The following is a 5,496-nucleotide window of genomic DNA, read 5'->3' on the forward strand; positions in this document are numbered from 1 at the left end:
ACAGCGCCCAGGCCACGCTCGACATAGGCCACAACCTGTTCTTCAAGGACGACGGCCCCAGCCTGGGCACGACCGGCGCCGAGCCGACGCTGACCGTGGACGAGACCGTGCTGGCGACCGATGCGGCGGCCAGCTTCGCGGGCAACTTCAGCGCGGCCTTCGGCGCCGATGGCGCCGGCACGCTCGACTATGCGCTGGGCGTGGCAGCCGGTGCCTCGGGGCTGGTGGACACGGCCACGAACGAAGCGGTGAACCTGTCGCTGGTGGGCGGCGTGGTCCAAGGCCGCACGGCAACGACCAATGCGCTGGTGTTCACGGTCAGCGTGGCGGCCAACGGCAGTGTCACGCTCGACCAGCTGCGCGCCGTGGTGCATGCCGACACCGGCAATCCCGATGACTCGACGGGCCTGGCGGCGGACAACCTGGTGACGCTGACGGCGACCGCCACCGACAAGGACGGCGACAGCGCCCAGGCCACGCTCGACATAGGCCACAACCTGTTCTTCAAGGACGACGGGCCGTCTGTATCCACGAACCTGGTCGTCAGGCTGGACGATGACGCACTGTCGGGCGGCAATGCCGGCGGCACGGGCGACGACATCGATACCGCCAACGCCAGCGGCACGCTGGGTCACAGCTTTGGTGCCGACAATGCTGGTGCAATCGCCTATCTCACCACGGGCGCGCCTGCGGACTTCAGCTACGAGGCCGGCGCCGGCAACAGCCTGCTGGTCAAACAGGGCACCAGGACCGTGCTGACGCTGTCGCTCGACAGCAGCACCGGAGCTTACACGGTCACGCAAAACGCTCCCATCCTGCACGCCGCCGGCCTTGATGAGAACAACCAGGCTTTCACGATCAACTATCAGGTCACCGACGGCGACGGCGACTCGGCCAGCGGCACACTGAGCATCGACGTGGACGACGACACGCCGGCAATTCGCCAAAAGTCCGATCTGGTCTACGCCAATGCCAGCAACCCGTCACCCGGCGGAACCGGTGTCTTTGACTACTCCATGGGTGCGGATTCCAGGCTCGCGTTCAGTGCGTCGAACTCCGACTTCGCTGCCATCACGCTCACCGGCACGGTGGGCTCGGCGGCCATCAGCAGCCCCACCGTCACCTGGTTCTCGGAGGATGCCAACACTGCCGTCTTCAATATCCAGTTCAGCTACCAGCCAGATCCGGCGTCCGCCACCACCGCCGCTGCGGCGGGAACGCTGACCTTCGACAAAATGCACGACTCCTACACCGTCGCGCTGTCCCAGCCCATCGCCGGATTCAACACCTTGACGACCGGCCAGGCACTGGGCTTCACGGGCTACACCGCCGGGTCCAACGCGATCGATCAGACCCAACCGGACGTGTCGGTTGCCCAGCTGAGCACCAATTTCTTCGTGCAGTTCACGGGCATCAGCGAGCCCGGCGGTGGCACCGGCGCCAACAACCTGCAGGCAGCCGGGGGGGATGCGGGCACCAACTTTGTCAACGGCGAACTGTTCACCCAGGCTGCCACCTGGGTCAGCGTGTCGAACACGGCCAATGGTGTGGCGGGCGACACCATTCAGAAAGGAGAAGTGCTCGATCTGGATTTCTTCAACACCAACCCGACCGGGTTTACCGGCCTGACGCCCACCACGCAAGCCAATGGCGTGTTCCTCAAGTTCGACGGCATCGGCAGCGAGGATCTGGTGCTGGTTCTCAAACTGGTGGATCCCGATGACCAGAGCAGAACCACCAAAGCCATCATCATCGACAACAGCGACATCATCAAGTTCGGCGGCACTCTTCCCGCAGGCTACAACCTAGTGCTCGACAACAATGATGGTGCGGTGTTCATCGAGAACAATGATTTCAATACCGGTGCCCAGAACTACTTGATCGAGGGTGCGCAGTTGCTGGTCTCGACGGAAGGGGTGACGGGAACCGCGATCAATCTCAATCCCCTGACGGGAGCCTCAGGCGGGAGCACCACGTTCCAGGAGTTCCAGGGAACACCCGGTACGGCCAACCCCGAAGCCGCAACCACCGATAACGATGTCATCAAGATATCCGATATCGGCTTCGTCACGGCCAACAGTGCCACGCTCAACGCCAACCTGAACTTCCAAGTTGCAGTTGTCGATGCGGACGGCGACGCCACCGGCAGCCAGACGCTGGGGGTGAACATCGTTGGCGGTGCAAATCTGAGCCCGACTTCGGCCGCCGATACGTTTGCCTTCGCCGGTGCGGATAAAGACGGCTTGCTCGCGGCAGTGATGTACAACGTCACCAGCGGCTTCGCATCCGGCACGGACAAGCTGGACTTCTCGACAGCCGGCTCCGTGACCAGCTACGCTGAAAATCTGCTGGCTGCGGCCACTCTTTCGGCCTTTGTCACCGCCGCAGATACTGCTCTCAATGGGACGGTGCAATACTACTTCGGCGTGGTCGGCTCCGACGGCTACCTCGCAACGGATGCTGACGGCGACGGCATTACCAGCATTGTCAAACTGGCAGGAGTTACCGACATGGCATTCAGCGACATTATCTGAAAATTATCTGGCCGGCATGGTTTTCAGCGCATCCCATTGCGCCCGCCGGCCTGACTTCTTCGATGGAGGTGCGCATCCCTCAGGCCCGCCTTCATCGATCATAACCCCCCCGCACATAGCCCATGCGGGGGTTTTTTATCGCCTGTGGTCGAGTCGACCGGCTTCATCATCCACGGCACGCCCAATGGATTCTCCAGGTCTGCGCCTCTAAAAGCATCCCGGTGGTGAGCCTTGCAGCGCTTTGGCTTTGCTTGCCGCGCATCGCTCCATATCCACCTTTCCCAGCGGTGGATGAAGGATTCACGGTCGTGGCCCTGAAGACGATACGCTCAGGTGTCGATCGAGATGCGTTTCCTACGCCTTGCCACCAGAACACCTATCCTGACTTTCAGGATATTCCTATATCAAGACAGCATGCCAAAGACGGATCCATCCTTGAAAAATTCAACAAAATAATAATCCTGGTCATATTCAATCTTCTGTGCTGAAAGTGCCAGTGCTGTTCGCGCTGATTGGTACGACTGCATGAATGACCAGCACCCGGCTGACCGCGAATGAACCTGTCGCCGTGCATTATCGTCGCCGGGTTTCTCAAAGGCCACTTTATAGAAACAAATGAGGAGGGCTGCATGGAACCGCAAATCAAGCACTTGATATCAATCGTGTGATCTTTTCCTTTTCCTGAAAGCTATCTTTCAAACAGCGCCAAGGAAGTCATTCATCATGATCAAACATATTCTTTTTCTTTCCGTGCTGTCGCTGCTGCAAGCCTGCGGCGGTGACGGTGACCCGGAACCCGCAGCCCCGGCGGCCAAGGGCCTCGCTCCCGGCGGCGCCGTGTCGGCCAAGTTCGTGGCCAACGAGAACGCGCGCACCATCCTGCTCGCCAAAGGCGAGCAATCCATGGGGTCGGCAGTGCCTACGGAGCAGGCAGACAACGGGGCCATGGTCCGCATAGGCACCAGGGCCCTGACAGGCGCCCAACAGACCTTGGATATCGCCGGCGATGCGCATTTTGCGCTCGGACGCTGGGTGAAAGGCACGCTGACGCACGAGAAAGACTCCGTCACGCTGCAGGGCAAGGACTACGAGTCGTATCACTACATCGTCTACAACCGCCTCGCGGCCCTGCCCCTCGAAGGCCAGCTGCAGTGCAAGTCCGTTGCCGCGACCACGCCCACCGGTGCTTCAGACAGTCGCCAGAAAGTCGACTCGCCCAGCGGAGCCGCCAATGTCACGTTCGACGCCAACGGCGCCGCAATAGAGGGGACGATGCAGGTGCGCGCGGGCAGCCAGAGCGCCAGCGTGAGTCTAGCGACAAAAATCCAGAATCCGGCCTCCATGGGTGTCACCGGCCATATGTTTGCCAATGGCCCCGGCGCGGTAGTCACGCTCGCGAACCAGGGCGACGCCGTCCCTGGCCTGATCGTGGGCTACCGGGCCCAGTTGCCTGGCGGCGACCTCTACCTCGGCGTGGCCCGCTTCGTCTGCTCCAGAAAATGAGTCAGCGCGCGCCTCGAAGCCGGCTCAGCCGGCCAGGCAGCCCGCAAGCTGCCGCGCAGCCTTGGCGCTGGCGCCCTTGCCGGTGATTGCCACGGCTGGCGCGTTCTCCAGCAGGCGCTCGAAGACCAGGCGCACTTCCTCGGCGCGGATGTCTTCGATCAGCGCCAGCGTCTGCGCCATGGGCATCACGCTGCCCTGGGTGAACAATTCCTCTACGGCCTGCTCCATCGTGGCGAAAGGCCGCTCCGCAGCGCGCACGCGGGACACGGTCAGCTGGTTCTTGGCCCGCTCCAGATGCACGGAATCTATGGCCGCGGCCTGCGCGCGCAGCAGCCGGCCCGTCGCGGTGAGCAGCGCGTCGAGCTTGTCCGGGGTCGTGACCGCATGCACGATGAAGTTGGCCCAGACATCCGCGCTTTCCAGCGTGGCATAGGTCGTATACGCCAGGCCCTGCTGCTCGCGCACGGTGTCGACCAGCGGCGACGACATGCCTTCGCCAAAGAGATAGGCCGCCAGCGAGGCCGCCAGACGCGCACGCTGCGCAGTCTCGTCCTGCTGCGTGGTCGGCGCCAGCGGATAGGCGATGTTCACGAACACCTGCGAAACCTGGGTGAAGCGCCGGGCCAGCGCCTGGCCCAGGTACGGCGCAGGCCGGGGCGGCGCCAGCACGCGCGCATCGGACGCCGCGGGCATTGCGGCAAACAGTTGCGCGGCCAGCGCCAGCCAGGCGTCTACGTCGAAGTTGCCGGCCGCAACCACCACGGCCTTTTGCGCGACATAGTGACTTTGCACATGGCGCACCAGATCCTGGCGCGTGAAGCCCTCGATGTTGGCGACCGTGCCTATCACGGGCATGCCCATGGGCTCGTCGCCCCAGATGGCGCGATCAAGAAGATCGCTGGCACTGTCTTCCGGGTCCTCCGCGTACTCTATGGCTTCCTGGCGTATCACCTCCAGCTCGCGCTGCAATTCATGCTCGGGGAAGGTGCTGTTGAGCACGATGTCGGCGGTCATGCGCAGCAGCTGCGGCGCGTGCCGGCCCAGCCCGGTCATGAAATAGCCCGTCGTGTCCTTGCCCGTGAACGCATTCACCTCGGCGCCCAGGCGCTCCGCATCCAGGTTGATTGCCTGCACGTTGCGCGTGGCCGTGCCCTTGAACGCCATGTGCTCCAGCACATGGCTGATGCCGTTGCTCGCCGGCGTCTCGTCGCGCGAGCCCACGCGCAGGAACACGCCCACGCTGACGCTTTGCACATGGGGCATGGGAAGGGCCAGCAACCTGACCCCGTTGGGGAGGGTGTGCAGGATCATGGCGGATCGATCGGCCGCCACTGTAGCAACGCGCTTTTCTTGAGTCATAGGCTGGTTTCTTGCTGCTCCATCGGTTCCACAAAAAGCAATCCCCCGCAAAGCCAGGCCCTGCGGGGGTCGTTCTAGTCACTGCGAAGACGTGACTGGA

General features: G+C 62.9%; 3 protein-coding genes. 2 read left to right on the top strand and 1 reads right to left on the bottom strand.

Translation table 11 applies throughout. From position 1 onward, the window contains the following. Together RR928_RS08800 and RR928_RS08805 are read left to right on the top strand one after the other, a co-directional pair. Positions 1–2,534 (top strand): DUF5801 repeats-in-toxin domain-containing protein (locus tag RR928_RS08800; RefSeq protein WP_332539359.1); only part of this gene is annotated, 2,534 nt, incomplete at its 5' end. A gap of 723 nt (positions 2,535–3,257) precedes the next feature. Beyond that, the gene (locus tag RR928_RS08805; protein WP_332539357.1) at positions 3,258–4,037 is read left to right on the top strand and encodes a hypothetical protein; all 780 of its coding nucleotides are present in this window, start codon (positions 3,258–3,260) and stop codon (positions 4,035–4,037) included. 24 nt (positions 4,038–4,061) lie between these two features. Here the strand turns inward: RR928_RS08805 and RR928_RS08810 are convergent, their stop codons facing one another. Continuing rightward, entirely contained in the window at positions 4,062–5,348 is a 1,287-nt protein-coding gene (locus RR928_RS08810; RefSeq protein ID WP_332539356.1) for a M16 family metallopeptidase, read from the bottom strand. Positions 5,349–5,496 lie beyond the last annotated feature (148 nt).

The organism is Comamonas sp. (genome assembly GCF_036666375.1).
Taxonomy (GTDB): domain Bacteria; phylum Pseudomonadota; class Gammaproteobacteria; order Burkholderiales; family Burkholderiaceae_C; genus Comamonas.